Below are 25,908 nucleotides of genomic sequence, written 5' to 3'. Positions count from 1 at the left end.
TATGGTGCGGCAATGACCGAACCCGACGTCATCGCCCAGCTGCAGAGACTGACGTCGCGCCTCGACGCGTTGATCGAACGTGTCCGCATCCTCAGCGACGAGAACCGCAGCCTGCGCCAGCAGCAGGAATCCATCGTCGGCGAACGCGCCCAACTGCTGTCGAAGAACGAGCAGGCCCGCTCGCGGGTCGAGGCGATGATCGCGCGGCTCAAGTCGCTGGAGCAGCACACATGAGCGCCACCGAAGCCGTCAGCGTGCGCGTGCTGGATCGTGAGTACACCGTCGGCGTCACGCCCGACGAGCGCGACAGCCTGATGGCGGCGGCCAAACTGCTCGATACGCGGATGCGCGAGATCCGCGGCGCCAACCGTATGGCCGCCGTCGATCGCATCGCGATCCTCGCGGCGCTGAATCTCGCGCACGAACTGCAGCTGCTCGGCGACGGCCAGTCGCACGGCTCGCGCGCGATCTCCGATTCGGTGGCGGCGCTGCACCGCAAGCTCGACGTGCTCGACGCCGAGCAGCGCTGAGTCGCGCGTCTTCGCGACGCCTCCACGCAACTGAATCCCCGCCGCCGTCCGACGCGTCGCGACCGACGAACGGAACACGTGCCGCGGATCGATTGGCTATACTGCGCCTGCGTTCTCTGCCGTGTTCGACAGCGTGCAAAACATTCGCCTTGTCCCTTAATAACGACACCGGGGACGTCAGGAAACCGGGAGTGCCAGTCCGCCCCCGAGCGGAAAGCCCAAAGGAATCCCAGCGTTCCCACTTGAACCCCGGGTTCAAGGTCGTTTCGCCTGCATCGGCATCGGCGGAGAACGTATTTTTCGAGCCTGCCCGCCGCGTCGCCGGCACTTCCGACGACGAGCCCGGCCGCATGACCGACCGCCCCGCCCTCCGCCGACGCCTGCGCGACCAGCGCCGCGCCCTGCCTGCGCCCGCGCGCATCGCCGCCGCCGAGGGCCTCGCGACGCAACTGTTCGCACTGCCCGCATTGCCCGCATCGGGTTACGTCGCGGGCTACTGGGCCAGCGATGGCGAGATCGGCCTCCACGTCTTCCAGATGCGGCTGCCCGCCGGGCTGATCTATTGCTTGCCGGTGCTGCACGACGACACGCTGCGCTTCGCGCCCTGGCGCGCCGGCGACCCGCTGGTCACCAACCGTTACGGCATCCCCGAACCCGACGTCGAACCGGCGTCCGCACTCGACGCGAGCGCGATGGCACTGGTCGTCACGCCGCTGGTCGGCTTCGACGCGCACGGCCATCGCCTCGGCATGGGCGGCGGCTGGTACGACCGGAGCTTCGGGTTCCGTCGCGTGCAGGCCGCGCCGCCGCTGCTTGTGGGCGCCGCATTCGCACTGCAGCAGGTCGAGGCGCTCGACGCCGCGGATTGGGATGTGCCGCTCGACGCGATCTGCACCGAATCGAACACGCTCCACCCGCCCACAGCTGCCTGACCGAGACGCGATGAGCACCCGCAAGCGCTACTGGCTGATGAAGTCCGAGCCCGACGACTTCTCAATCGACGACCTCGCCCGCGTGGGCACCGAGCCCTGGACCGGCGTGCGCAACTACCAGGCGCGCAACTTCATGCGTGACGGCATGCGCGTGGGCGACGGCGTGCTGTTCTATCACTCGAATGCGGACGTGCCCGGCATCTACGGCATCGCCGAGGTCGCATCGACCGCGTATCCCGATCCGAGCCAGTTCAAGAAATCCTCGAAGTACTACGACGAGAAAGCGACGGAAGAGACGCCGCGCTGGTTCCTGGTCGATGTCGGCTACGTGCGCACGCTGGCCCACCCCATTCCGCTGGCGGAGATCCGCGAGCACAGCGCCGCACTCGGCGAAGAATTCGCGCTGATCCGCAAGGGCGCGCGCCTGTCGGTGCTGCCGGTCACGGCCGCGCAATGGAAACTGCTGTTGTCACTGGAGAAGAAGCGATGAGCGAAGGCAAGCGCCTGGCCGCCGAGAAGGCGATCGAGTACGTGGAAGACGGCATGATCGTCGGCGTCGGCACCGGCTCGACGGTCGCCTACTTCATCGACGCGCTGGCGCGCATCAAGCACCGCATCGACGGCGCGGTGTCGAGTTCGGACCAGAGCACCGAGCGTCTGCGCAGCCATGGCATCGACGTGCTCGATCTCAACGCGACCGGTCCGCTGGCGCTGTACGTCGACGGCGCCGACGAGTGCGATCCCGGCAAGCACCTGATCAAGGGCGGCGGCGCGGCGTTGACGCGCGAGAAGATCATCGCCGAGGCGAGCCGGCAGTTCATCTGCATCATCGATCCCGCGAAGCAGGTGCCGGTGCTGGGCACCTTTCCGCTGCCGGTCGAGGTGATTCCGATGGCGCGCAGCCTCGTCGCCCGCACGATTCTCGAAACCACAGGCGGCCAGCCGGTGTGGCGCGAAGGCGTGAAGACCGACAACGGCAACTGGGTGCTCGACATCCACGGCCTGTCGATCACCGATCCGGTGGCGCTGGAAGCAAAGCTCAACCAGATTCCGGGCGTGGTCAGCGTCGGCCTGTTCGCACGCCGCAAGGCGGACGTGGTGATCGTGGGCACGCCGACGCCGACGGTGCTCTGACGCACAAATCTTCTGTGGGAGCGCGCTCGCGCGCGATGGCCTTTCCGGAAACGCCATATCGCGCGCAAGCGCGCTCCCACGGGGCCGGATTCCGCCCAATAAAAAAGCCCGCCTTCCGGCGGGCTTTTTCTGACTGCAGGCAGCCCCGACTCATTCGACGTCGAGGAAGCTCCGCAGCTGTTCGCTGCGCGAGGGGTGGCGCAGCTTGCGCAGCGCCTTGGCCTCGATCTGGCGAATCCGCTCGCGGGTGACGTCGAACTGCTTGCCGACTTCCTCGAGGGTGTGGTCGGTGTTCATGTCGATGCCGAAGCGCATGCGCAGCACCTTGGCCTCCCGCGGGGTCAGGCCGGCGAGCACGTCGCGGACCGTTTCCATCAGGTTGGTGTTGGTGGTCGCGTCGATCGGGGACTCCACGTTGGTGTCCTCGATGAAGTCGCCCAGGTGGGAGTCTTCGTCGTCGCCGATCGGGGTCTCCATCGAGATCGGTTCCTTCGCGATCTTCATGACCTTCCGGATCTTGTCCTCCGGCATGTCCATTTCCTTGGCCAGCTCCTCCGGCGTGGCCTCGCGGCCGTACTGCTGGAGCATCTGGCGGGAAATGCGGTTGAGCTTGTTGATCGTCTCGATCATGTGCACGGGGATGCGGATCGTGCGCGCCTGGTCGGCGATCGAACGCGTGATCGCCTGGCGGATCCACCACGTGGCGTAGGTCGAGAACTTGAAGCCGCGACGGTGCTCGAACTTGTCGACGGCCTTCATCAGGCCGATGTTGCCTTCCTGGATCAGGTCGAGGAACTGCAGGCCGCGGTTGGTGTACTTCTTGGCGATCGAGATCACGAGGCGCAGGTTGGCCTCGACCATTTCCTTCTTGGCCTTGCGGGCCTTGGCCTCGCCGTAGGCCATCGCGCGGTTGATCTCCTTGAGATCGCCCAGGGTCACGCCCATGGCCTTCTCGATCGCGAGCGTGGCTTCCTGCTCGGCGACGATCTGGTCGCGCACGTCCTTCAGGCCGGACGACCACTTCTGCTTGCGCTTGATCATCTCGTCCGCCCAGCCCGTATTGGTCTGGTTGCCGTCCCAGGCGCGGATGAAATCCTTGCGCGGCATCTTGGCGACGCGGGTCGACAGGTCGAGGATGCGACGCTCGTGGTCCTTCAGCTCGGACACGACCTCGCGCAGCTTGCGGACCAGCAGATCGGTCAGCGGCAGCGGCAGCTTGAACGTCATGAAGACGTCGGCCATCTCGGCGCGCAGCTTGATCGATGCCTTCGCCGTCGCACCATTCTTTGCGTACGACTTCTGGAACTTGTTGAACAGGTCCGCCATCAGGTCCATGCGACGCAGGACTTCTTCCGGATCCGGACCGGTCGGACCGGTGCTCTCTTCCTCGTCGGAGGAATCGTCGGATTCTTCCTCGTCGGTCTCGGCCTCTTCCTCGGCCTCGACGACGGCCGGCGCATTGCCCGCCGCCGCTTCTTCCTCGGCCGCCAGCTCTTCGAGCAGCTGGTCGTTGAAGCCGGCCACGACTTCGGCCAGGCGCTTCTTGCCGCCCTTGTGCAGTTCGTATTCTTCGAGCAGCAGCTGGACCGACCACGGGAAGCTGGCCACCGAGGCCATCATCTGGTTGAGGCCTTCCTCGATGCGCTTGGCGATGGCGATTTCGCCTTCGCGGGTCAGCAGCTCGACCGTGCCCATCTCGCGCATGTACATGCGCACCGGGTCGGTGGTGCGACCACCTTCGGTATCGAGCGAGGTCAGCGCAGCCGCGGCTTCTTCCGCAGCGGTCTCGTCGACTTCGCGGTTACCGCTGGATTCGCCGGCCAGCAGCAGCGTTTCCGCATCGGGCGCCACTTCATGGACAGCGATGCCCATGCCGTTGATCATGCCGATGATGTCTTCGATCTGCTCCGGATCGACCATGTCGTCGGGCAGGTGATCGTTGACTTCGGCATAGGTCAGATAGCCCTGCTCCAAGCCCTTGCTGATCAGGATCTTGATGTCGGACTGCTGGGCGGGACGTTCATTCGCCATGTGGCGCACCGTCTGAAAAGTGAACCCGTAATTGTACCACCTGCGGGGCCGGGATCATGCCCTGAGCAGGAAGGTGACCGGGCCGTCGTTGACCAGGCTGACCTCCATATGGGCACCGAAGCGCCCGGTTTCCACCCCCGGGTGATGCGACCTGCAGACGGCGACCAGCCGGTCGAAGATCCGTTCAGCCTCTTCCGGCGGCGCAGCGGTGCTGAAGCCGGGCCGGTTGCCCGAACGGGTATCGGCCGCCAGGGTGAACTGGCTGACCAGCAGCAGGCCGCCCCCGGTCTGCGCCAGCGACAGGTTCATGCGGCCGGCGGCATCGGAGAACACCCGGTAGGCGAACAGACGCTCGGCCATGCGGGTGATCTGGGCCTCGCCATCGCCCGGCTCGATGCCGACCAGAGCGAGCAGGCCGGGTCCGGTCCGGCCGATGACCGCGCCATCGACGCGGACAGCGGCTTCGCTGACGCGCTGGATCAGGGCGAGCACGGCAGACCCACTCGGCGAGCCCGCTTCAAGCCCTCCCCTGCGTGCGGGGGAGGGTTGGGTGGGGGCAGCCCGTCAGACCGGGCGGCAACCTGAAACAAGCGCGAAAGCATCAATTGCAGATTATTCATCCTGAGACCGGATCCGATGCCCCATCCCAACCTTCTCCCGCATGCGGGAAAAGGGGTGAGAAACCGCAACGCATCTATGAACGCACTCACCCTTCATACCGGTTGCTGATCGGGTACCGCCGCTCGCGCCCGAACGCGCGACGCGAGATCTTTGGCCCCGGCGCAGCCTGGTGGCGCTTCCATTCGCTGATGCGGACCAGCCGCAGCACGCGGTCGACGGTGGCCGCATCGAAGCCGGCGGCCACGATCTCGTCGCGCGATTCTTCCTGGTCGACGAAGCGGCGCAGGATCGCGTCGAGCACGTCATAGGGGGGCAGCGAATCCTGGTCCAACTGGTTGTCGCGCAGCTCGGCCGAGGGCGGCCGCGCGATCACCGCGGGTGGAATCACCGGTGCGCCGCCGACGGTGTTGCGCCACTTCGACAGGCCGAAGACTTCGGTCTTGTAGAGATCCTTGATCGGCGCGTAGCCGCCGCACATGTCGCCGTAGATCGTCGCGTAGCCCACCGCGTACTCGCTCTTGTTGCCGGTCGTCAGCAGCAGGCCGCCGTGCTTGTTCGACAGGGCCATCATGATCGCGCCGCGGGTGCGCGACTGCAGGTTCTCCTCGGCGATGTCGATGTCCTTGCCTTCGAACGCGTCCGACAGTGTGTCGAGAAACCCCTGGAACGGCGGCTCGATCGGAATGGTCAGCATGCGCACGCCCAGCGCCTCGCATTGCTCGGCCGCCAGATCGTTGCTCAGCCCCGCCGTAAACCGGGACGGCATACGCACCGCGGTGATGTTCTCCGCGCCCAGCGCATCGACCGCCATCGCCAGCACCACCGACGAATCGATGCCGCCCGACAACCCGACCCAGGCTTTGGAGAACCCGTTCTTGCCGCAATAATCGCGCGTGCCACGCACGACCGCGCGCCAGGCCAGCGCGTCGATGCTCTCGTCGCCGTCGTCGACCCACACGACCGGCGAGAACGCGCGCGTCGCGGCGTCGAAATCCACCACCAGCCACTGGTCGTCGAACGCGATCGCCGCCGGATGCACGGTGCCGTCGGCATCGGCGACGACGGACGCGCCGTCGAACACCAGCGCGTCCTGCCCGCCGACGACATTGACGTAGGCCAGCGCGACGCCGCTCTCGCGGGTGCGCTCGGCCAGCAGCGCATCACGCTGGCGATGCTTGCCGCGCTCGTAGGGCGAGGCGTTTGGCACGACGACGACGGCCGCGCCTGCAGCCGCGGTATCGGCCAGCGGCTCGGGAAACCAGAGGTCCTCGCAGACGAGCACGCCGACCGGCACGCCGCCGACATCGACGACGCAAGGCTCCCCATCGGGATCGACATGGAAGTAGCGGCGCTCGTCGAACACGTTGTAGTTCGGCAGCTCGCGCTTGCGATAGGTGCGCTCGAGCTTGCCGTCGCGCAGCACGCTCGCCGAGTTGTAGAGCACGCTGCCCGCCGATTCCGGCCAGCCGACCACGGCGACGATGCCACGCACGTCCTTGGCGATCTGCATCAGCGCCGCTTCGCAGTCGATCAGGAACGAGGGCCGCATCAGCAGGTCCTCCGGCGGATAGCCGCTGATCGCGAGCTCCGGGAACACCACCACGTGCGCGCCGAACTCGTCGCGGGCCGCCGCGATCATCTCCGCGATGCGCTCGGCATTGCGGCCGACGTCGCCGACCGGAAAGTCGAACTGGGCGAGTGCGATACGCAGGGGATCGGTCATGGCGGCAGGCACGCGAACGGGGGCGTCCATCATAGCGGCCGTGATCGCAGGGCCCGCGCGGATGCATGTCGCAGCAACGCCATCGCGCCACAAAAAAGGCCGCCCGAGGGCGGCCTTTTCGAATCACGCGGAGGCGATTACTTCACGAGCGCAGCGATCGCTTCGCCCAGGTCGCCCGGCGAACGGACGGTCTTGACGCCCGCCGCTTCCATCGCCTTGAACTTGCCTTCGGCCGTGCCCGAGCCGCCGGATGCGATCGCACCGGCGTGGCCCATGCGCTTGCCCGGAGGGGCCGACGCGCCGGCGATGAAGCCGACGACCGGCTTCTTGACGTGCGCCTTGATGTACTCGGCGCCCGCTTCCTCGGCGTCGCCGCCGATTTCGCCGACCATGATGATGCCCAGCGTCTGCGGATCTTCGTTGAAGAGCTTGAGGCAGTCGACGAAGTTCAGGCCGTTGATCGGGTCGCCGCCGATGCCGATGACGGTCGACTGGCCCAGGCCCGCCGCGGTGGTCTGCTTGACTGCTTCATAGGTCAGCGTGCCCGAACGCGACACGATGCCGATCTTGCCCGGCATGTGGATGTGGCCCGGCATGATGCCGATCTTGCACTCGCCCGGCGTGATCACGCCCGGGCAGTTCGGACCGACCAGGGTCACGTCCGGATGCGACTTCAGCACGTTCTTGACGCGCAGCATGTCGAGCACCGGGATGCCTTCGGTGATGCAGACGATGACCTTGATGCCGGCCGCAGCCGCTTCGAGGATCGCGTCGGCCGCGAACGGCGGCGGCACGTAGATCACCGAGGCATCGGCGCCGGTGGCGTCGACGGCTTCCCGCACGGTGTTGAACACCGGCAGGTCGATGTGCGTGGTGCCACCCTTGCCGGGCGTCACGCCGCCGACGACCTGGGTGCCGTATTCCACCATCTGGGTGGCGTGGAAGGTGCCCTGCTGGCCGGTGAAGCCCTGCACGATCACCTTGGTGTTCTTGTTGATCAAAACGCTCATGGAATGGTCCTGTTGAGCCCCTCTCCCCTTGGGAGAGGGGTTGGGGTGAGGGCCGCCTGGATGCAAGCGCCCTCATCCGCCCTTCGGGCACCTTCTCCCGGAGGGAGAAGGGAAGGAAATAGAGTCGATCGGAATCAGGCGGCAGCCGCGACGGCCTTCTTGGCGCCGTCGTTGATGTCGTCGGCTGCGGTGATCGCCAGGCCCGAATCGGCCAGCAGCTGCTTGCCCGCTTCGACGTTCGTGCCTTCCAGGCGCACGATCACCGGCACCTTGACGTCCACTTCCTTGACCGCGGCGATGATGCCTTCGGCGATCATGTCGCAGCGGACGATGCCGCCGAAGATGTTGACGAAGATCGCCTTCACCTTGTCGCTCGACAGGATCAGCTTGAACGCCTCGGTGACGCGCTCCTTGGTCGCGCCGCCGCCGACGTCGAGGAAGTTCGCCGGCGAACCGCCGTTGAGTGCGATCACGTCCATCGTCGCCATGGCCAGACCCGCGCCGTTGACCATGCAGCCGATGTTGCCGTCCATGGTCACGTAGTTCAGGTCGTACTGGCTGGCACGCGCCTCGGCCTCGTCTTCCTGCGTGGCGTCACGCATTGCCGCCAGATCCTTGTGACGGAACGCGGCGTTGTCGTCGGAATCGACCTTGCCGTCGAGCGCGTACAGGTCACCGTTGTCGAGGATCGCCAGCGGGTTGAGTTCGACCAGCGCCAGATCCTTCTCGTTGAACAGGGTGTACAGGCCGCCCATGATCTTGGCGAGCTGGTTGGCCTGCTTGGCGGTCAGACCGATCTTGAAGCCGATGTCACGGCCCTGGTAGGCCTGGAAGCCTTCCACGAAGTTGACGTTGAGGCTCTCGATCTTCTCCGGCGTCTCGGCAGCCACCTGCTCGATGTCCACGCCACCCTCGCTCGAGACGATGTAGGTGATGGACTGCGTGCCGCGGTCGACCAGCACCGACAGATACAGCTCCTTGGCGATCTCGCCGGCTTCGGTGACCAGCACCAGATTGACCGGCAGTTCGACGCCAGCGGTCTGATAGGTCGCCATCTTGGTGCCGAGCATCTTGGCCGCAGCGGCCTTCACGTCGTCGGTGGTCTTGCAGAACTTCACGCCGCCGGCCTTGCCGCGACCGCCCGCATGGATCTGGGCCTTGACCATCCAGGGGCCATTGCCCAGGGAGTTCGCTGCTTCGACTGCTTCGTCGGCGGTGGACGCGACGCGTCCTGCCGGCACGGGGATGCCGTAATCGGCAAACAACTGCTTCGCCTGGTATTCGTGGAAGTTCATGTGGGGTCCGTACGGAGGAGGAAATGACACCGGTCGACGGGCGGCGCTGGGCGCGCGGCGGGCCGACGGGGTCCGCTATTCTCGCCCATGCGGCGGCGGCGGGCAAAACCACCCCACCCGGCCGCCCCGGGCGCCCGCCTATACTCGGCCGTCCGGCTTCGATGGAACGCGCCCGTGCCCCTGCTTGCAGCCTCCACGCTGTCCCCGTCGCTGCTGCAGCGCGAGCTCTCGCTCTTCGCGCTGTACCGGGTGCTGGAAGCCGCCCTGCTGGCGCTGCTTGTGTTCAGCCCCTGGGGCGCGACGCTCGGCGACGTGATCGATACGCCGGTCGCGATTTCGGTCGGCATCGGCTATCTGGTGGCCTCGGTCGGCCTGCTGCTGCACGCCCGGCGCGCCATGGCCGACTTCCCGAGCCATGCGGTCGTGGGCGTGGTCGTCGACATCGTGGTCGCCACGCTGATCACCCATGCGATCCCCGAGGTGGCACCGGGCATCGCGATGCTGCTGCTGTTCAACATCGGCGCCGCCTCGCTGTTCGTGACCCTGCGCACCAGCATCCTGATCGCCGCCGGCGCCTCGCTGGCGCTGCTGATCGAACGCCTGGTCGGCCTGTTCGGCACCGGCACGTTCGATCGCCCCTTCGCCGAAATGCTGATGTTCGGGCTGGGCTTCTTCGCCGCCGCCTCGATGACCCGGCAGCTGGGCAAGCAGGTCCGCGATTCGCAGGCCCTGGCCGACCGCCGCGGCGCCGAGGCCGCGAACCTGGCCGAGATCAACGAGCTGATCATCCGCCGCATGCAGACCGGCGTGCTGCTGGTCGACGGCACCGGACACATCCGCCTGACCAACGAAGCGGCGACTCTGCTGATCGGCGACACCGAAACGCCCGGCGAGGACGGCCTGCACGGCCGTACCCTCGGACAGCTCGCCCCGCCGCTGGCGATGCGCCTGGCCGAGTGGCTGCGCAGCGGCAGCGTCGACAGCGCCCCGTTGACCCTGCGCGAACACACCGACGTGATGCCCCGCTTCGTGCGCCTGCTGGCCGAGAGCGACAGCACGCTCGTCTTTCTCGACGACACCTCACTGGTCTCCCGACGCGCCGAATCGCTGACCCTTGCCACGATGGGCCGCTTCTCCGCGAGCCTCGCGCACGAAATCCGCAATCCGCTGGCCGCGATCAGCTACGCCACCCAGCTGATGGAAGAGTCGAACCAGATCGGCGAGGCCGATCGCCGCCTGCTGCAGATCATCCACCAGCAGTGCGTGCGCACGAACGGTATCGTCGAAAGCGTGCTCGGCCTCGCCCGTCGCGAGCGGGCACGACCCGAACACGTCGATCTGGTCGCCGCCGCGCATGCGTTCGTGCAGGACTACCGGATGATCGTCAGCGAGGAGAACGCCGAACTGAAGGTCAGCTGCGACCAGCCCACGCTGCGCGCGATCTTCGACCCGCGCCACCTGCAGCAGGTCCTGACCGCACTGGTCAACAACGCCGTCCGTTATGGCCGCATGCCCGGCGAACCGGCGCGGATCACCCTGCGCCTCGAGCAGGCCGGCGAGTGCCCGACGCTGAGCGTCCTCGACCGCGGCCCCGGCATCCCGGACGCCGTATCCGCCCAGCTCTTCCGCCCGTTCTTCACCACGTCGGAAAGCGGCACGGGCCTGGGCCTCTACATCGCCCACGAGCTGTGCCGGGCGAACGAAGCGCACCTCGAGTACGTCGCGGTCCCCGGTGGCGGTGCCTGTTTCCGCGTCACGCTGGCGGCGCGGCAGACATTGTTGCGGAACTAGTCCACGGCATCCCGCCCCCCCCCCCGCGGCAACGGAATCATCGCCGCCACGGTGACCGTTTCGATTTACTGCCGCTGTAGAGGGCACCTCTCCCGTTCGTCATCCCAGCGCACGCTGGGATCCATTTTCGCCGCGACCAAAGAGAAACGCGGCGCCTTGCCCGGGCGGCAGCCTCGCCTTTCACCTCATTCTTTTTAATCGAGAAACGCTTCTGTAATCGTGACCCGGGGCGTCCAACGCCACGCGCGAAATCAGGGTGGACCCCAGCCTGCACTGGGGTGACGGCCTCTCGGCCCGATCCGTTGCATCTAGCGAGCACGCCCCACAGTTATGAGACCTCAGCCTGCTCCGCTGGGGGCTCTCCGAACACCCGAATCCCCACCCGAATACCTGCACCCCATCCCTCCACCATCGTGACGCGCGTCACCAGTGTGACCCTCGTCACTTTTGACAGAATCTGTCACTATGCGTCACACCTCAGTTCCGTTTGTGTGGCGAATCGATGAGCGAAACTCGCAGCGTCCTGATCGTCGACGACGAACACGATATTCGTGAACTGCTGGTGCTCACGCTGAGCCGGATGGGGCTGCGCACCGAAACCGCGCCCACCCTCGCCGCCGCCCGCGAACTGCTGGCCTCGGCGGCCTACGATCTCTGCCTGACCGACATGCGCCTGCCGGACGGCTCGGGCCTCGAGCTCGTCAGCGAGATCAGTACCCGCTACCCCGGCATGCCGGTCGCCATGATCACGGCCTACGGGAACGTCGAGGCCGCGGTCGAAGCATTGAAGGTCGGCGCGTTCGATTTCGTCAGCAAGCCGGTCGACATCCACGTGCTGCGTGGCCTCGTCCGCCAGGCGCTGGAACTGGGTGAACGCGCCAAGCGCACCACCGAAGAACAGAGCAGCCGCCTGCTCGGCACCTCCGACGCGATGGTCACGCTGCGCAACACGATCGCCAAGGTCGCCCGCAGCCAGGCGCCGGTCTTCATCCAGGGCGAATCGGGTACGGGCAAGGAGCTGGTCGCCCGCACCATCCACGCCCAGGGCGCGCGCGCCAACGGCCCGTTCGTGCCGGTCAACTGCGGCGCCATTCCGACCGAACTGATGGAAAGCGAGTTCTTCGGCCACAAGAAGGGCAGCTTCACCGGCGCGCACAGCGACAAGCCCGGCCTGTTCCAGGCTGCCGACGGCGGCACCCTGTTCCTCGACGAGATCGCCGAGTTGCCGCTGCCGATGCAGGTCAAGCTGCTGCGTGCGATCCAGGAAAAGTCGATCCGCCCGGTCGGCGCCGCCGCCGAGATCCAGGTCGACGTGCGCATCCTCTCGGCCACGCACAAGGACCTGTCGCAACTGGTCAACGACGGCCGTTTCCGCCACGACCTCTACTACCGCATCAACGTCATCGGCCTGAACGTCCCCGCGCTCCGCGAGCGCACCGGCGACCTGCCGCTGCTGTCGGACGCCATCCTGCGCCGCCTTGCCCAGGCCATGCACCGCTCAGCGCCGACGCTGGCGCCGGACGCCGTCGCCGCACTCGAAACCTACGGGTTCGCCGGCAACGTCCGCGAACTGGAAAACATCCTCGAACGCGCCCTGGCAATGGCCGACGACGACCAGATCACCGCCGCCGACCTGCACCTCCCGGCTGCCCGGAACACCCAGCAGGCCGCGCAACCCCAGCCCGCCTCGCCGTACGCCACCGGCGTCCACCAGGCACTTCCGCAGAATCACGGCCAGCCTCGCGACCCGCGCACCGTCAGCCCCTACGAGACCGCCGGCACTGCCTTGCCTTCCTTCATCGAAGACATCGAGCGCGCCGCGATCCAGCAGGCCCTGCAGGAAAACCGTTACAACAAGACCAAGACGGCGGCGGCGCTGGGCATCACGTTCCGGGCGCTGCGGTACAAGCTGAAGAAGCTCGGGATCGATTGAGTGCGCCAGTTGCGCTTGTGCGACTTGAAGGATCGCTATTGCTGGAATAGCGAAATTTGCGGTGACGGCGCAAACCGAATTCAATGTTTTAGTGTCGTCTGAGGCACGTGCACCGATCGGCCGGCTGCTGGATGAGACCGAGAGATGCCGGTCCTTGCCCGTAACGCACTCACATACTGCTGCCTAACGGTTTGACAAGGCCGACGCAGACCGCGACGCTCCCCGTCCGCCACCGGGCGACGGGACTACTCGATGTTTAGCGAACAGCCCGTTGGGCGTCGGAACTTGATGCTTGCGCTGGCGTGCGTGCTTTTGCTGCGCCTGCTGCATATGCAGTACGCGCTTGCCGGCCCCTTGACCTGGCAGATGGGCGCCGATGAAGACTTCTACTGGCGCTTTGCCCACGACGTAGCCTTCGGCTCGGGCGGCCTGCAGGACGGATGGGCCTTCATGGATCCTCTCTACGCCTACCTGCTCGGCGCGATCCTGAAGCTCGGCGCGGGCGCGTTCCCGATCTACGTTCTCCAGATCGCAGTCGACTGCCTGAGTGCGTACGGCATGTACAGGATCGCAGCGCTGCTCGGACGACCTCGCGCCGGGCTGATCGCGATCTTCGTCTACGCCATTACCGGAACAGCCATTGCCTACACGATGGCGCTGCTCAAGGCCACCTGGGTGGCGGCATTCGTCGTCTGGTGGATGTATGGCGCACTGAGTTTCTGTAGGAACGGTCGCCTGGCGAACTGGCTCGGATTCGGTGTGCTGTGTGGAATTGGCGTTGCGCTTCGAGCGAACCTGCTGCTGATGGCGCCGCTCGCACTGCTTTGCGCCGGCTGGCTCCGATGGCGTGAAGGAGATACGCCCAAGGCCATCTCTCTGGGCGCAGCCTGCCTGCTTGCAGGCTTGGCGATGCCGCTGTTTCTACTGGTCGCCCGCAATGCCGCCATTTCCGAAAAGTACTCGCCGATGCCCAACAACGGCGGCATCGTGCTGCACCAGATCTACAATGTGGAGAATCCGGAAGGCCGTGCCGGCGTGCCAAGCTTCGTGGGCCGCTACTCCGCACCAGGGGAGATCTGGGACGGTTATCGTGCCGAGGCTGAGCGCAGAGCAGGCACCCGCCTGACGCCTCAGGCTGTCGATGCGTATTGGCGAGAACAGGCGTCCACCTACATCGAGTCGCACCGCCTCCAGAGCGTCGGCAACGCGGTTCGCAAGCTCCGGGAGGCGAGCGCCTATCCCGAGGTGCCCAACACCCGCAACTATGTGGACGAGCGCATCGTCTCTCCCCTGCTGCACGCGCTTCCCCTGCCATTCGGCTGGCTTTTCGCGCTCGGTGTTCCCGGTCTTGCGCTTCTGACATGGCGTGACAGGCGCGGAATCATTCTGCTCGCACCACTTGCGATGGGTGCGCTGACGCTCGCCGTGTTCTTCGCCGAAGACCGCTTCCGCTTCAATGTGATCGCACCGTTCGTTGTCGGCACGGGGATCTGGGTCGATGCGCTCTGGAGAGCCCTTGCGACACGTCAATGGCGCTCAATCGCGGCTGGCATCCTCATCACGAGCCTGCTTGGCGCCTGGACGCTGTCGCAGGCCCGCCTCTTGATTCCTGAATTCCCGAGCGACTGGACGCGACTGGCTTGGGGCTACCTGAAGTCCGGACAAGAAGACAAAGCCCGCGCGATTCTGCAAGCGCAACCGCCGGGCACACCCGGCGTGGATGAACTGTTGGGATACCTAGCCGTTCGAGAGCAACGGTGGGATCTCGCGATTGCGGCTTTCGAACGGGCAGTGGAATTTCGTCAGGATCGACACGAGGTCTGGCACAACTTCAGTTTGGCGCTCGAAGGCGGTGGGCGGACTGAAGACGCATTGGCCGCCGCGGCACAGGCACTTCGACTGCGCCCGGCCGAGCCCGATTACCTCATCCACGCCGGTGATCTGCTGATAGCGCTCAAGCGCCCACAGGAAGCGGAAGTTGCCTGGATGTGCGCATTGAACGAGGCCTCGCCGCCTCAACGCCAACTGGCTATCGAGCGCTTGGGCGGAGCAGGCCTTCGGAAGAGTGACGCAGTGGGTCACCTTAGCTGCCCCAAGTGACTTTGCGCGTCACTTCCTAGAGTTTGCGACCTCGTCTCCTTGGGCACGACAGTTGGCACGCATCCTGCGTAAACGAACCCGCACGTGCTCTTGCACGGCCGTCCAAGGATCGGCACCCGCCGGGCCCGAGGCACGTGAAATCTTCCACTCCTAGGGGATACACCATGAAGACGCTGCAGAAGGGCTTTACCCTGATCGAACTGATGATCGTCGTTGCGATCATCGCCATCCTGGCGGCCATCGCGCTGCCGGCCTACCAGGACTACGTTGCCCGCTCGCAGGTGTCGGAAGGCCTGAGCCTGTCGGCCGGCCCGAAGACTGCGATTGCCGAGTACTACGCGAACTACGGTGCGTGGCCGGCAGATCCCACGGCAGCCGGCGTTGCCGCAGGCGCGTCTATCTCGGGCAAGTACGTCACCAGCGCGACCGTTTCGTCCGGCTTGATCAACGTCGTCTACAACCAGACGGCGACCAGCACCAAGATCAAGAACGCGGGCACCGGCCTCGTCCTGAGCCCGATCGACCGTGGCGGTAGCATCGCCTGGACCTGCAAGACCGGTACGATCGGCGCGAAGTATCTGCCGAGCTCCTGCCGCTAATTTTCTTCCAGCGACAGCTGTTCGAGAAAGGGGCCGCCTTGCGGCCCCTTTTTTTGCCTGAAGGAACCGGCAACATGCGCGGATGATCACATCACCTTCTTATCGCCGCTTGCTGCCGGTGCTCGGCCTTGCGGTTCTGGCAGTGCTGGTCTTCCACGTCGGCCTCTCCGGTGGCCTCATCTTCGATGACGAACCGAATCTGGTGCGCGACACCTCGTGGCGGATCACGTCGCTCAGCGCAGATCAGCTCGTCCAAGTGGCTTCTGGCGGCATTGCCGGCCTCGGCGGGCGTCCGCTGGCCATGTTCTCGTTCGGCCTCAATCATGTGACGACAGGCGAATCGATCTACGCCTTGAAGCTGACAAACCTGTCGTTCCACATTTTGAATACGTGGCTCGTCTATGCGCTTGTCGTCCGGTTCTTCCGGATCGCCCTGCCGGATACCCGGCGCAGCAGCTACGTGCCGCTGTTCGTCGCGGCTGCCTGGACAATCCATCCTCTGCAGGCATCCACGGTGTTGTACGTCGTGCAGCGCATGGAACTCGGCGCGGCGACCGGCATTCTGCTTTCGCTGCTTGCGTATGTGTCTGCCCGGGAGCGGCAGATCGCCGGACGCCCGGCAAACCTGCGTTTCATCGTCTGCATTCTGGCGATGCTGTTCGGATTGGGCTTCAAGGAGTCGGCGCTGCTCGCGCCCGTTTTCATTCTGCTGATCGAACTCGTGCTCCTGCGCTTCGCGGGCCCGGGCGCAGGACGGTCTCGCGCGCTCATCGCAGTTGCCTGGGGCACGGCGATCGCGGGTGTCGTCGGCTACCTGTGGATAGCATGGCCGTTCCTGACACAGATGCAGGCGATCTCCAGCCGCGACTTCACGCCTTACGAGCGCGTGTTGACGCAAGGCCGCGTGCTTATCATGTATCTCGGTCAGATCGTGATACCGCTGCCAGACACGCTGCGCTTCTATTACGACGACATCCGACCTTCCACCTCATTGATCTCGCCCCTTTCCACTCTGGTCTGCTGGTTGGTGATCGCGATGTCCGCATGGATCGCGTGGTGCCTCCGGCGGCGAGCCCCCCTCGTCGCGCTGGGGATCGGCTGGTTCTTCGCCGCCCATGCGCTGACCAGCAACGTGATCCCGCTGGAGCTCGCCTTCGAACACCGCAACTACCTCGCCCTGATCGGTCCGCTTCTGGTCTGCGCGGATATCGCACGCAGGCTCGGCGGACATTTCAACGCGGATGCGCGCCGCACGCTCGCCGGAGCGTCTGTGGCGGGGCTGGCGGCTCTGTCTTATGTACAGGCTGCGACCTGGGGCAACCCGTTCGAGCTCGATCTCGCGCTCGAAAACAGGGCACCGCAATCGCAGCGCGCCTCGTATGCGCTCGGACAGCGTCTCCTTCAGACCAGCAGCGACCCCGCATCTCCAACCTGGCATCTCGCCCGGCGGCAGTTCGAACGCGCAGCGGCGCTCCCCGGCAGCTCGCCCCTTCCGCTGCAGGCGATGATCATCATGGATGCGCAGGCGGGTATCGACGTATCGCCTGATACCTGGAACAGGATGCGTGCGCTGCTGACCGAGCGTCCGATCGGACCGGCGCAGACCAGCGCCCTGTACGCCATCACACAATGCACCATCGAACGACGTTGCGCGCCTCACGCGCAATCACTGCTGGACCTGTTCGCTGCAGTCCTCGAGAAGAATCCCTCCGACGTTGCGGTGCATGCCATGTACGCCAACTTTGCCTGGAATGTATTGCGGGACCGGAACTTGGCAATCGCAGTGCAGCGGATGGCAGTGGACCTGCGAAACGACGATCCGCAGCTTGAGCTGTCACTCATCGAGATGGAGTTCGCCAACGGCGAGCGTTCCCCAGATTTGCTGGAGCGAGCAGCTGCGCTCGCCCAACGCCATCGCCACCGTTACTCGCCGTCCGAGCGGGAAAGGCTCTTCGCGATCGAGGCCGCACTGCGTCAAGGAAAAGGCGCGCAGTGAGTGTGACCGCGCCGGTTTTGCCACATTCCCTGCCTCTGGGGCGCCATCTGGCGACAGCGTGCTTCCTCGTCGTAGCAACGCTGACGTGCGTCGCCTACTGGCCGGGTGTCGCAGGAGATTTTCTCTTCGACGATTTCGCCAATCTACCCGCGCTTGGGCGGTACGGCGGCGTCAGAGATGTCGAATCGCTGGTCTGGTTTCTGACGTCCGGAATCGCAGACCCGACCGGCCGCCCGGTCTCGATGGCGTCCTTTCTGCTCGATGCAAGAGACTGGCCTGCCGACGCCTACGCGTTCAAACGAACCAACATTTTTCTGCATGCGGTCAACGGGCTGGCGCTGTTCTGGATGCTTTGCGCGCTCCTGGAGCGGACAACCCGTGACCGGTCCCGCGCGCGCTGGACAGCCTTCATCGCTGCTGCGATCTGGATTTCCCATCCGCTCTGGACATCCACCGTGCTCTATGTGGTGCAGCGCCAGGCAATGCTTGCCGCCTTGTTCTGCCTACTCGGCCTGCGGGCCTGGATCGGGGCGCTCAATGCATTCGATGCGGATCGCCGCTGTGCCGGCTGGTGTCTCGCTGTTCTCGCGATTCCTGTAGCCGGTCTGCTCGCAGGTTTGAGCAAGGCCAACGGATTTCTACTGCCACTGCTGGTCGCCAGTCTGCAATGGACCCTGCTAGGGGCGGCGCCGGCCACCGGCGCACAGGGCCATCGCCGCACCGTCATCCTTCTGCTGGTGGCGGTTCCGTCATTGCTGATCGTGAGTTACATCACCTACGCGTCCATTGCTGCCGCGCCAGGTGTGGAAGCGATGCGCGGGTGGTCCACTTCGCAGCGGCTGCTTTCCGAGCCGCGCGCACTCGCGGAATACGTGTCCGCGCTCTGGGTGCCCGGCCTAGATGCACGCGGTATCTTCGCGGACGACTTCGTAGTTTCGCGCGACCTTCGGACGCCGAACACCACGCTGCCCGCGCTGCTCGCCCTCGCGGCAGCGGTCGTCGCCATGGTCGTGCTGCGGAAGCGCCTGCCGTCGGTCGCTGCCGCCATCGCGTTCTTCCTTGCGGGACACCTGATGGAGAGCAGCGGACTTCCGCTAGAGCTGTATTTCGAGCATCGCAACTATCTGCCCGCCATCCTGCTGTTCCTGCCGCTCGCTATGTATCTCACCGCGCAGCGTCGCTATCGCCTTTACATCACCGCCGGAACGGGCGTGCTGCTTCTACTCCTGCTGGCGCTGACATTTGCCCAGGCGAGGCTCTGGGGCGACACCGGTGCGCTGTCTAGGGCGTGGGCAACCGCCATGCCTGACTCGGCCCGCGCCCAGAACTTTGCCGCGCTCGTCGAGCTCGATACGGGACGCGCAGATCTCGCAGAGGCGCGCCTTGTGCGCGCATCCTCACGCCTGCCTTCCGAAATCCAGCTCGCGATCTCGCTGTTCAAGGCGAGGTGCGCTCTCTGGAAAGCGCCTTCAGCAAGACAGGTCGAAGCGTTGTTGCCGCGGCAAGGCATATTGTTCGACGTGAGCTATAACTGGCTTCTCGAGGTCATGCGAACGCCTCCCGGAGACGAGTGCAGCCTCGACGTCGTCACGCGAAAGAGGCTGCTGGCGGCCGCCATTTCAAAGCCAACGGCGAGCGCGGAAGAACAAGGCCGCATGTCGAACCTCCGCGCACACGACGCACTTTCGCGCCTGGAGTGTCCCGCGGCCCTGGCTGCATTCCGGAGACGGCTGGAGATACAGCCAAGACCGGAATTCGCGCTGACCGACACAGGACTCTTGGCAACGGTCTGCGGCCCCGGTTCCGGACTATCGCTGCTGAACGCTTATCTCGAAGCCGGCACGCCGATCGCCCCCGCCGCGTCTCCCATCTTGCGGCTGCGAGACTCGCTGATGCAGCGGAACGACTATTGGGGCCGGGAACTGGAGACTCTGCGCCGAACACTGGTGTATGAGTCCGCTCCCTGACAATCGAGGTGCAGCTCAGCCCCTTATCTGCGACTGATTTCCGGCTTTGCCGGAACTGCTGGCGCTTTTCTTGCGTCGTTTGCGATCGCTATTGAAGTGCATCAGCCTGGCGCAGCTTCTCTCGCCCCTGATCTGAAGGCGCTCTGTGAGGCTCTTTTGGAGGAAAAACGACTTATGCAAGGCTCTCGCGGATTCAGCTTGATCGAGTTGATGATCGTCGTTGCAATCATCGCCCTGCTCGCTGCCATCGCGATTCCGTCCTACCAGGAGTACGTGGTACGCGGCCAGGTCGCCGAAGGCTTCTCGCTTGCAGAAGATGCGCGCATTGCTGTGGTTACTTTCCACGCCGAGCAGCAGGGCTACCCCGCGGGTAATCTGGATGCCGGACTTTCGGCGCCGGGCTCCATCGCCGGTCGCTATGTCACCGCGGTCGAACTCAGGCCGGGTGGTCAGGTCGAGATCACGTTCGGAAACAGGGCGAGTGCACGCATCCAAGGGCAGACGCTTTCCATGACCATGACCGATGAGGGGGGTAGTCTTCATTGGACTTGTGCCGGACTTTCTAAGCACTACGTTCCGTCGGCCTGCCGTTGACCGCCGTCTGTCCCTGGCTGCTTGTTCGGAGCGATGCGAGGAATTTCGAGGCACGCATCGCGCGGCATCGAAGCTCCGGGCAACATTCGCATACCGGGCTCAGCCTTGCCGCCGCTCCGGAGAGACAGATTTAAGGATGTAGAACTTCAAGATGACCGAGGCAACATTGCATCGAATTCTCCACGTTACCCGCAATCTCCCGCCGCTGGTGGGAGGCATGGAGCGCCTGAACTGGCACATCGCCGATGGACTCTCGCGCTGTGCCCAGGTGCATGTCGTAGGACCCCGTGGCGCGGCGGAGAACAAGCCGTTCGACGTCGATGTGCAGGAGGTACCGTTGCGGCCATTGTGGTGGTTTCTTTTGATCTCGGCTTGGCAAGCGTTCCGCTTGGCGCGCAAGCATCAGCCAGCACTTGTTCTGGCGGGAAGCGGATTGACGGCGCCCGCGGCCTGGCTCGCGGCGCGTGCGTGCGGTGGACGCGCTGCGGTTTACGTGCATGGCCTGGACATCTCGGTTCGGCATCCCGTGTATCGCGCCCTCTGGCATCCGTTTCTACGACGAATGGATGTTGTGATCGCCAATAGCCGGCCCACGGCGGTGATGGCCCATGGCATCGGCATCGCCCCCGGCAACGTCCACGTTGTGCACCCGGGGGTTGCTCTGCCTGAAGTGGCGCTCTCCGACAGAGCGCTGCGTGCTTTTCGCGAGCGACATGCTGTGGGCGATGCGCCGCTGCTGCTCTCAGTTGGTCGGTTGACTCAGCGCAAGGGCCTGCGCGAGTTCGTGCGCGAAGCGTTTCCGGCCATTGTCCGGCAAGTACCCAACGTCCAGTTGATGGTGATTGGCGACGCCGCCAAGGACTCGTTGTTGCCTGGAATGCAGTCCCGTGACGACATCCAAGCAGCCGCCGATGCCGCTGGAGTGGGTGCGCATCTCCGGTTCCTGGGAGGCGTGAGCGACCTGGAACTTGCCAGCGCATACGAGGCCGCCAACGTCCACGTCTTTCCGGTAATCGAAGTGCCCGGCGATCCGGAGGGTTTCGGCATGGTCGCCATTGAGGCGGCAGGGCATGGGTTGCCAACGGTCGCCTTCGCCGTGGGTGGAATCGTCGATGCTGTGCAGGAGGGCGAGTCGGGACGACTCGTCGCGCAAGCCGACTATCCCGCCTTGGCTTCCGCTGTGGTCGACCTGGTGCAACGCCCCGCGCTCGATCAGCATTACGCTGCGCGACGTTTTGCGGAGCGGTTTGCGTGGCCGCATTTCCATCGCGATCTATGGGCTGCACTCATGCCGGACAGCACTGCGGTGCCGGCCGCCCTCCCATCAGCGAATGGGTAAGCCTATGAGCGTCGTCCATTGTCATTCCGCTGCGTCGCGGCCCAGGAAACCGATGGTCTCCGTCTGCATCGCCAACTACAACGGCGTGGGTGTGCTGGAGGATTGCATCGCGTCTGTGCTGTCGCAGGACGCCGAGGTGACCATCGAGATCATCATCCACGACGATGCCTCCGCGGATGGCTCGGCAGAATGGATCCGATGCCGGTATCCAGATGTAGAACTGTTGGCATCCGAGCAGAACATCGGGTTCTGCGGCGCGAATAACCGCATGGTTGCCCATGCGCGCGGTGAGTATGTGCTGCTGCTGAACAATGACGCCGAGCTGTTTCGCGACGCCATTAAAGTGTTGCTGGCGAGCGCCCGCGCCATGCCCACGCCCGGCATCCTGTCGCTGCCGCAGTTCGACTGGGAAAGCGGCGCGCTGGTGGATCGTGGCTGCCTGCTGGATCCTTTCTATAACCCCGTACCGAATCTCGACCCGAATCGCTCCGACGTAGCCATGGTCGTCGGTGCGTGTCTGTTTTTGCCGCGCGCCACTTGGCAGGCCCTGGGAGGCTTCCCGGAAACATTCGGGTCGCTGGCCGAGGACGTCTTCCTGTGCTGCACCGCTCGGCTGCAGGGCCTGCCAGTCCGGGTGGAACAGCGCAGCGGCTATCGGCATCGTCAAGGCGCCAGTTTCGGGGGCAACCGCGTCGACCACGGCAAGCTGCGATCCACCTACCGACGACGTGCGTTGAGCGAGCGCAACAAGACTGCGGTGCTGTGCATCTGCACACCGGGACTTGCGATGGTGCCGCTGCTGCTCCTCCACGGCATTCTGCTGCTTGCCGAGGGCGCGGTCCTGGCGCTGCTGAAGCGTGACCTGCGGCTGTGGCGGGAAATCTACACCAATGCTGCCATCCAGACCTTCCGCCAACGTGCGTTTCTGCGGGCTGAGCGCTGGCGCGTACAGCGCGGGCGAGTGATCACCTTGCTGGAGTATGTCCGGCCCTTCGTGCTGCTGCCTCGCAAGCTGGTGATGCTGATCCGGCACGGCGTACCCGGCCTGCGTTGAGGAGCGTGTTCAAAACGCCTTGTGGAACAGGAAAAACGGTTCAGCCGGATTCACGCCATGGCGGATGACATCGCATTCGGGAAGTAAAGCGTCGTGGGTCTGCACCCGCGGGCGAAGTCCAGACCTCGCGAACCGGCTGACGATGTCCCGCCCGAACAGGCGAACGTGGTCCTCTTGGCCATAGGCCTGGAATCGGGCCTGCGGCGTGTCGACGCCCGTGTCCTCCCACGTGGCGTGCAGCTTCGTGCTGTAGGGCGTCTGCAGAATCGCGTGGCCGCCTGGCTTGAGAACGCGGAATATCTCGCCCAACGCCCTGTCGACATCGTCGACATGCTCGAGCACGTGATTGGCGATGAGCATGTCGACTGAAGCTGATTCGATATCCATGTCCAGCATGTCAACCCGGCGAACGTGCGATGCCTGCGGATACAGGTCGCAGGCGGTGTAGTCAGCCGGGCCCACGGCCTGAATCCAGCGCGGCAGTCGCTTCTCGGGAGCGAAATGCAGGATCGACCTGCCCTTCATCCACTTCAGCATCCCGCTGGCACGCAGGTACAACAAGAGATGTCGCTCACGGTCGTGCGCACCGCAGCGCGGACATTCGAAGTTGTCCACGTCGCTTCCGACAACGTCCAACGCGTGCATCAGTGCCGCAGCACCGCGCGAGCCATCGCGGTAAGGCATGAATCGCCAGACACGATGGCCGCAAACTGCGCAATGACGTCGCCCGCCGGGAATCCAGCCTGCAAGGGTATAGGGGACGATCCTTGTAAGTTGCAATGCCATTGGCGGCTCTGTCAGTGCCGGTAGAGGACGTTCTTCTCGTATCCAGAGAAGGAAATGTACGCGACCAGCATCTTGCCGGCCATGCGCAGCGTGTTGGCGGCGACTAAAGTGGTCATCCGTACTCGACCGTAAGGAGAGACGGCATAGACGCGCGCCACCCACGTACGAAGCAGTGCCAGACTCCGTGTTGCTATGGAGCGGAAAAGAACCCTGCGCAGGAAGTCGGCGAGGCCATGCGCGTAGTCGGCGTCATTCACCAGATCGCGCGGCACGCTCTGGATTGCCTGCCAATAGAGCTCGCGCACGCGGGCATTGGAAGCGGCGACCATTGACCCCCGAGTAGCAACCCGATAAACGGCGAGCGGCTCGGCGATGTGACCAAGCTGTCCATTGCGAACTAACTCGAGATGCAGCTGATAGTCGATTTGCTCGGATCTTTCCAACCAAGCGTATTGATTGCCATTGCGGAACAGCACCGAACTGTTGTTGAGAACATTACCTCTACGCACCAGAGCGGCCAGGTCCAATTGAACGTCGCCGAGGTCATTGAAATGACCAAGAATCTTGCCGGCTTCGTCCACCGTGACTGCATTGGTAAACACCGCGACACAACCGGCGTGGCACTTTAGATAGGCCAGCTGCCGTGCGAGCTTGCCAGGCAACCAGTAGTCGTCGCCATCAACTCGGGCGATGAAGTCCCCCTCCGCACGACCGATCAGATCGCACATGTTCTCGAAGGCGCCCAGGTTCGGACTGCGCACCAGGTGCTGGACGCGCGAGCCGTATTCTTGGACCAAAGCCGCGATAACCTCGCTGGTGCCGTCCGTGGACGCGTCATCCCCCACCAGCAGCTGCATCTCGGCATCTACCTGCTGGTCCAGAATGCTACGCAAGCAAAGATCGATGTAATCACGCTGATTGTAGGTCGTCACGCAGACGCTGATGACGGGCTTTCTCACTTCAGCTCACCTTGCCCGGCTGGGCTCCGACTCCACAGTGTTCGCACAAAGCTCAGAAGGTCTCGCCAAGCCTGAAGACGACTACTTGCGGCTCCGATCACGTAGGTACATGCGGCAGAAAATGCGGCAACAAAGATGGCTGTGGGCATGCTGGCGCTGGCCGCAATAGAGCTACGCAGACCCAAGGCGGCGACTCCGGTGCTCATCAGGGCCAACACCACGGTGGGCAGCGCATCACGCAACTGGGCGCGCAGGCCGTATCCGAATAGACGCTGTGAATGCCATGTGTTGATTACCACACACAACAGACTGGAAATGAACACCGCTCCTGCCACTGCGGTCACTCCAATAAAAGCTGCGACCATCACCAGCGGGATCGTGACAAGTGTCTTGACGATTTCCAGGCGCAGAACCAGATCCGCTTTTCCGATAGCGCTGACAGCGGCCAGGTTCAACACGTGGAGTGGCCAGAACACTGCTGATAGCGCCAACAAGCTGAGCAATGGACCAGCCGGCGCCCAATTGTCGCCATAGAGCAGCCTGATCAAAGGTGTGGCAATGACCGCGATGCCCATCATGCAGGGGGTGAATACAAAGACGGACAGGCGCAGGGACAGGCGAAGTGCGCCGGCGAGCTTTTCCGGCTGATTCGCGACGATGGAGAACATGGGCAGCCCGACCCGGTTCAACAGCGAGCCCAGGAACTGCGCTGGCGCTTGCTGGGTGTCCTGTGCGATAGCGTAGAAGCCAAGCGTGCGCGCATCGAATAGCCGGCCTATCAACAGCGATTGCAAGCGCGTCGAAGCCACATTGAGGAGATTGGCCAGCAACAGAGGTCCGCCGAAGCGGAGAAGCTGGACAAGTGCGGGTGCATCGAATCGCCCACGGGGCCGCCAACCCGACAAATACCACAGCAGCAACATGCGCACGCCGGCAGCGGCAATGATCTGCCAAGCCAGACTCGAGACACCCTGACCATGCCACGCCAGCAGGAGGGCCAGACCAGCACCGCATCCTGAAGCAAACAACTCGGCAAGCATGCGGCTACGGAAGTCCAGCCGCTGCGTCAGGACCGCTGCCGGGACGGTGGCCAGCGCGCTCAAGGGCAGCACCCACACCATCAGCTGCACAAGGGAGAGCAACGCCGGCTGGCGGTAGAAATGGGCGATGGCCGGGGCACACAGCCAAAGCAGAACCGTCAGCATGCAGCCCAGTCCGAGGTTCACAACAAAGACGCTGGATTCCTCATCTGGGGACGTCGTCTGTCGCTGCACTAGAGCGCTGCCTAGCCCGCTCTCGATCAGCAGCACGGAAAAGCTTGTGAACACCATTACCATCGCCATCAGACCGAAGTCTTCCGGTTGCAGCAGACGAGCTAGAACAACGGTGACCACCAGTTGCAATCCGTACCGGGTAGCGATCTCCGCCCCACTCCACCAAGTGGCATGCGTGGCACGACGGGTCAACACCGGGACATCTGCTTTTTGCACGGCCGATGAGCAGTCTGGAGTTGG

21 protein-coding genes, 1 other RNA gene and 2 pseudogenes are annotated in these 25,908 nt (G+C 64.6%); 16 read left to right on the top strand and 8 right to left on the bottom strand.

Annotated features, from left to right (window positions below; genetic code table 11):
- The first annotated feature begins 12 nt into the window (after positions 1-12).
- From V3391_RS16645 to rpiA, 6 genes are all read left to right on the top strand, one after another.
- Positions 13-234 (top strand): TIGR02449 family protein, encoded by a 222-nt coding sequence (locus tag V3391_RS16645; protein WP_232134323.1) that lies wholly within the window; start codon positions 13-15, stop codon positions 232-234.
- Complete coding sequence (locus V3391_RS16640; RefSeq protein WP_332079543.1) at positions 231-530, top strand: cell division protein ZapA; 300 nt, start codon at positions 231-233, stop codon at positions 528-530. The genes V3391_RS16645 and V3391_RS16640 overlap by 4 nt, the downstream gene beginning before the upstream one ends.
- Positions 531-640: 110 nt before the next feature.
- Positions 641-825: non-coding RNA, 6S RNA (gene ssrS, locus V3391_RS16635), on the top strand.
- A gap of 55 nt (positions 826-880) precedes the next feature.
- A complete protein-coding gene (locus V3391_RS16630) occupies positions 881-1,462 on the top strand; it encodes a 5-formyltetrahydrofolate cyclo-ligase (RefSeq protein ID WP_332079542.1) in 582 nt (193 codons plus the stop codon).
- 10 nt (positions 1,463-1,472) lie between these two features.
- A complete protein-coding gene (locus V3391_RS16625) occupies positions 1,473-1,952 on the top strand; it encodes an EVE domain-containing protein (protein ID WP_332079541.1) in 480 nt (159 codons plus the stop codon).
- Positions 1,949-2,596, top strand: coding sequence for a ribose-5-phosphate isomerase RpiA (gene rpiA / locus V3391_RS16620; RefSeq protein ID WP_332079540.1), 648 nt, complete (start codon positions 1,949-1,951; stop codon positions 2,594-2,596). The genes V3391_RS16625 and rpiA overlap by 4 nt, the downstream gene beginning before the upstream one ends.
- A 150-nt stretch (positions 2,597-2,746) precedes the next feature.
- On the opposite strand, the gene rpoD is transcribed toward rpiA, so the two are convergent.
- The 5 genes from rpoD to sucC all read right to left on the bottom strand — a co-directional run bounded on the left by rpoD (position 2,747) and on the right by sucC (position 9,276).
- The gene (rpoD, locus tag V3391_RS16615; RefSeq protein ID WP_332079539.1) at positions 2,747-4,627 is read right to left on the bottom strand and encodes an RNA polymerase sigma factor RpoD; all 1,881 of its coding nucleotides are present in this window, start codon (positions 4,625-4,627) and stop codon (positions 2,747-2,749) included.
- Between the two features lie 54 nt (positions 4,628-4,681).
- Positions 4,682-5,119: a D-aminoacyl-tRNA deacylase gene (gene dtd, locus V3391_RS16610; protein ID WP_332079538.1), complete on the bottom strand. Its 438-nt coding sequence runs from the start codon at positions 5,117-5,119 to the stop codon at positions 4,682-4,684.
- A 214-nt stretch (positions 5,120-5,333) separates the two neighbouring features.
- Positions 5,334-6,971 (bottom strand): NAD+ synthase, encoded by a 1,638-nt coding sequence (locus tag V3391_RS16605; RefSeq protein WP_332079537.1) that lies wholly within the window; start codon positions 6,969-6,971, stop codon positions 5,334-5,336.
- 137 nt (positions 6,972-7,108) lie between these two features.
- Positions 7,109-7,981 (bottom strand): succinate--CoA ligase subunit alpha, encoded by an 873-nt coding sequence (sucD, locus tag V3391_RS16600; protein ID WP_332079536.1) that lies wholly within the window; start codon positions 7,979-7,981, stop codon positions 7,109-7,111.
- Positions 7,982-8,115: 134 nt separating this feature from the next.
- On the bottom strand, positions 8,116-9,276 hold the full coding sequence (gene sucC, locus V3391_RS16595) for an ADP-forming succinate--CoA ligase subunit beta (protein ID WP_332079535.1): 1,161 nt from the start codon (positions 9,274-9,276) through the stop codon (positions 8,116-8,118).
- Positions 9,277-9,450: 174 nt separating this feature from the next.
- On the opposite strand from sucC, the gene V3391_RS16590 reads away from it, so the two are divergent.
- The 10 genes and pseudogenes from V3391_RS16590 to V3391_RS16550 all read left to right on the top strand — a co-directional run bounded on the left by V3391_RS16590 (position 9,451) and on the right by V3391_RS16550 (position 22,649).
- Positions 9,451-11,067, top strand: coding sequence for a sensor histidine kinase (locus tag V3391_RS16590; RefSeq protein ID WP_332079534.1), 1,617 nt, complete (start codon positions 9,451-9,453; stop codon positions 11,065-11,067).
- 502 nt (positions 11,068-11,569) lie between these two features.
- Positions 11,570-12,719 (top strand): annotated as a pseudogene (locus tag V3391_RS16585) (sigma-54-dependent transcriptional regulator); the annotation flags it as partial.
- Positions 12,720-12,841: 122 nt separating this feature from the next.
- Positions 12,842-13,000 (top strand): annotated as a pseudogene (locus tag V3391_RS17845) (helix-turn-helix domain-containing protein); the annotation flags it as partial.
- 288 nt (positions 13,001-13,288) lie between these two features.
- Positions 13,289-15,100: a tetratricopeptide repeat protein gene (locus V3391_RS16580; RefSeq protein WP_332079532.1), complete on the top strand. Its 1,812-nt coding sequence runs from the start codon at positions 13,289-13,291 to the stop codon at positions 15,098-15,100.
- 164 nt (positions 15,101-15,264) lie between these two features.
- On the top strand, positions 15,265-15,699 hold the full coding sequence (locus V3391_RS16575) for a pilin (protein ID WP_332079531.1): 435 nt from the start codon (positions 15,265-15,267) through the stop codon (positions 15,697-15,699).
- Between the two features lie 82 nt (positions 15,700-15,781).
- Positions 15,782-17,695: a hypothetical protein gene (locus V3391_RS16570; RefSeq protein WP_332079530.1), complete on the top strand. Its 1,914-nt coding sequence runs from the start codon at positions 15,782-15,784 to the stop codon at positions 17,693-17,695.
- The gene (locus V3391_RS16565; protein ID WP_332079529.1) at positions 17,692-19,662 is read left to right on the top strand and encodes a hypothetical protein; all 1,971 of its coding nucleotides are present in this window, start codon (positions 17,692-17,694) and stop codon (positions 19,660-19,662) included. Before V3391_RS16570 ends, V3391_RS16565 begins: the two co-directional genes overlap by 4 nt.
- Positions 19,663-19,836: 174 nt before the next feature.
- The gene (locus V3391_RS16560) at positions 19,837-20,256 is read left to right on the top strand and encodes a pilin (RefSeq protein WP_332079528.1); all 420 of its coding nucleotides are present in this window, start codon (positions 19,837-19,839) and stop codon (positions 20,254-20,256) included.
- A gap of 151 nt (positions 20,257-20,407) precedes the next feature.
- The gene (locus V3391_RS16555; RefSeq protein WP_332079527.1) at positions 20,408-21,595 is read left to right on the top strand and encodes a glycosyltransferase family 4 protein; all 1,188 of its coding nucleotides are present in this window, start codon (positions 20,408-20,410) and stop codon (positions 21,593-21,595) included.
- A gap of 4 nt (positions 21,596-21,599) precedes the next feature.
- Positions 21,600-22,649 (top strand): glycosyltransferase family 2 protein, encoded by a 1,050-nt coding sequence (locus V3391_RS16550; RefSeq protein WP_332079526.1) that lies wholly within the window; start codon positions 21,600-21,602, stop codon positions 22,647-22,649.
- A gap of 9 nt (positions 22,650-22,658) precedes the next feature.
- Here V3391_RS16550 and V3391_RS16545 read toward each other — a convergent pair whose 3' ends face one another.
- The 3 genes from V3391_RS16545 to V3391_RS16535 are packed head-to-tail and all read right to left on the bottom strand — an operon-like array spanning position 22,659 to position 25,863.
- Complete coding sequence (locus V3391_RS16545; protein ID WP_332079525.1) at positions 22,659-23,435, bottom strand: class I SAM-dependent methyltransferase; 777 nt, start codon at positions 23,433-23,435, stop codon at positions 22,659-22,661.
- Positions 23,436-23,446: 11 nt separating this feature from the next.
- The gene (locus tag V3391_RS16540; RefSeq protein WP_332079524.1) at positions 23,447-24,394 is read right to left on the bottom strand and encodes a glycosyltransferase; all 948 of its coding nucleotides are present in this window, start codon (positions 24,392-24,394) and stop codon (positions 23,447-23,449) included.
- A complete protein-coding gene (locus V3391_RS16535) occupies positions 24,391-25,863 on the bottom strand; it encodes a lipopolysaccharide biosynthesis protein (RefSeq protein ID WP_332079523.1) in 1,473 nt (490 codons plus the stop codon). Before V3391_RS16535 ends, V3391_RS16540 begins: the two co-directional genes overlap by 4 nt.
- Between the last annotated feature and the right edge of the window lie 45 nt (positions 25,864-25,908).

The sequence above is a fragment of the Luteimonas flava genome (assembly GCF_036584485.1).
Classification (GTDB): Bacteria; Pseudomonadota; Gammaproteobacteria; order Xanthomonadales; family Xanthomonadaceae; genus Luteimonas; species Luteimonas flava.
The sequence above is the reverse complement of the archived record's forward strand: the minus strand, read 5'-3'. Positions and strand labels throughout refer to the sequence as shown.